Origin of the sequence: Azotobacter beijerinckii, assembly GCF_900110885.1 — a bacterium.
Classification (GTDB): domain Bacteria; phylum Pseudomonadota; class Gammaproteobacteria; order Pseudomonadales; family Pseudomonadaceae; genus Azotobacter; species Azotobacter beijerinckii.
In genome coordinates this window covers 1-2,188 of record NZ_FOFJ01000147.1, presented here as the reverse complement: position 1 = coordinate 2,188, position 2,188 = coordinate 1, and the positions used below count along the sequence as shown (strand labels likewise).

At 56.2% G+C, this 2,188-nt stretch carries 1 protein-coding gene and 3 pseudogenes; 2 read left to right on the top strand and 2 right to left on the bottom strand.

Going from position 1 to position 2,188, the window contains the following annotated elements; translation table 11 throughout:
- The first annotated feature begins 788 nt into the window (after positions 1 to 788).
- Positions 789 to 1,076, top strand: a complete 288-nt coding sequence (locus BMY22_RS25335) for a DUF2790 domain-containing protein (RefSeq protein ID WP_341865025.1) — start codon at positions 789 to 791, stop codon at positions 1,074 to 1,076.
- Positions 1,077 to 1,110: 34 nt separating this feature from the next.
- On the opposite strand, the pseudogene BMY22_RS23210 reads toward BMY22_RS25335, so the two are convergent.
- Positions 1,111 to 1,776: pseudogene (locus tag BMY22_RS23210) on the bottom strand (IS30 family transposase); the annotation flags it as partial.
- Between the two features lie 68 nt (positions 1,777 to 1,844).
- Between BMY22_RS23210 and BMY22_RS24165 the strand changes: the two are divergent.
- Positions 1,845 to 1,970 (top strand): annotated as a pseudogene (locus BMY22_RS24165) (IS110 family transposase); the annotation flags it as partial.
- A 17-nt stretch (positions 1,971 to 1,987) separates the two neighbouring features.
- Here BMY22_RS24165 and BMY22_RS23205 read toward each other — a convergent pair.
- A pseudogene (locus tag BMY22_RS23205) lies at positions 1,988 to 2,188 on the bottom strand (IS5/IS1182 family transposase); the annotation flags it as partial.

Here is a 2,188-nt window from a genome sequence, read left to right as displayed (position 1 = left end):
TACGAGGCGCTGCTGCCGTGGAACTGCACTCCGACGGCGCCACTGTAAAAGACCGGCTCGGCCGTTAACAGACGGGGTTCATGGATCACTTACTGTCGGTCAGCGGCGCCAGCTCGGCAGCGAGGGCGATGGACGTAGCGCTGCCGGCCTCAGCCACTCAATAAATGGGGCACTCCTCCCGAAGTGGCGTAATGACACACTCGCCCTTTTGAATAGCGACTTAAATGTAAATGAATATTTAAATGTAAAAACTTGTTTAATAAAAACAGCCTCCAACAGCTGCCGACCTCATATAGGCAGCGCAACTGACCGAGAAGAAATCACCGAGTCGGTTGCATTCAGTTTCATTTGCTCAATGGACTCAATCTTTCAGGTTCATTACATTGCAGCCGTGGATCACACTTCGCCTGCCTTGCCTGATTCGTCATGGAGCGCACGAAGAGCGATCCATGCCAAATCCAGTTATCCAGGAGGCATGACATGAATGACCGGCACGCCCAAACAGACGGTACTGCGAAGCAAGTCCGGGATATATCTAAAGTTCAACAGCACCGCATTTGCACTCAAACATTACTGTGTGCCTTCGCGGACCGAACGCCTTTGCCAACCGAAAGCGCTTCCCCAGGCTCGGGACGGCATGACCTGCAGCCACGGGATGGCGGCACCCCTGAACCCGATCTAGCACAGACTGCACGTTAGCCAAGCCGATCCGCACAGACGCTTCATATCAACTTCCCGAGAGCCGATGTCGAGCCAAACGCTCCACATCTTCGGCCTCCTATTTACACATGGAAACAATCAATATTATTTTCAATATGAAGACCATGAAACTGATAATTGCCATGACTGTACTTACGACAACCTCTTCAGCCATTGCCGAGGTAAAGACTTCCGAGACCAAACCCTACAAATACGGCATGCACCTGGACATCGATAAACTGATAAAGCTCGAATATCTTCGAACGGCACCCGCCCATTGTGGCACCATTCCAGCTGAGATCACTTACGAAGACTCCACAGGCGAGGTCCATATCGTTGAGTATCTATATCCCGATACGAGTGGATGCGCACATTAAAGGGCGGATGCAGAAGCTGAGTGCAACACGGTTGCTGGATTGAAACAGGCGCTTCGCGCTGCTTCGCCACTACTTCCGTCATCACTTCGATCGGGCATTTGAAGTCGAAGCGCTTGCACGGCCGGATGTTCAGCTCATAGGCAATCGCATCCAGCTGTTCCTGACTGTAAACCGACAGGTCCGTGCCCTTGGGCAAGTACTGGCGGATCAGTCCGCTGATGCTCTCGTTGCTGCCGCGCTGCCAGGGGCTGTGCGGGTCGCAGAAGTAGATCGCCACCCCAGTCTTCTGGGTGATCTCGGCATGCCGGACCATTTCCCGCCCCTGGTCGTAGGTCATGCTCTTGCGCACTGCCAGCGGCATGCGGTTCAGCGCCGCGCTGAAGCCTTCCACCGCCGAGGTCGCCGTCGCGTCGTTCATCTTCACCAGCATCAGGTAGCCGCTGGTGCGCTCGACCAGGGTGCCCACCGCCGAGGCGTTGGCCTTGCCATTGATCAGGTCGCCTTCCCAGTATCCCGGCATCAGCCGGTCCTCGATCTCCGGCGGACGCACATGGATGCTGACCATCTCGGGGATCTGGTTGCGCCGATCCACCCCGCCGGTACGCGGCTTGCGGGTCGTCTTGCCCTGACGCAGGCAGACGATCTGCTCTTTACGCAGTTCGCCGACCGGCAGGGCGTAGAGCAATGAAATGGACTCCCTCCTCCTACGGCGTCGATGCGCCAGACTGAAGTTGCTGAAAACAGCAGTCGCCAGAGGAGGGGGTCACCATGAAGCTCAAGCGAATGGGCGTCGATTTGGCAAAGCAGGTGTTCCAGATTCATGGCGTCGACAGCCACGAGCAGATGATCTGTCGCAAGCAGCTCAAGCGCTCCCAGATGCAGGACTTCTTCCGCTAGGGGCTGTTGACGATTCACATGGGGAGCCATAGAAACCCACAGGCCATGGCTACCATGCTCTCGTAATTTCGCTTCAGCTTGTCGTAGCGAAACGCCACGGCGCGGTAATGTTTCAGCCGCGCAAAGGCGTTCTCGACCAGATGCCGGTAGCGATACAGCCCCCGGTCCAGATCGGCATTGCCCTTGAGCGAGTTGCGCTTTCGGGGAATGACCGC

Excerpts from the sequence above, each read along its gene's own strand:
- BMY22_RS25335 (WP_341865025.1), top strand. The coding sequence starts at position 789 with ATGGAAACAATCAATATTATTTTCAATATGAAGACCATGAAACTGATA.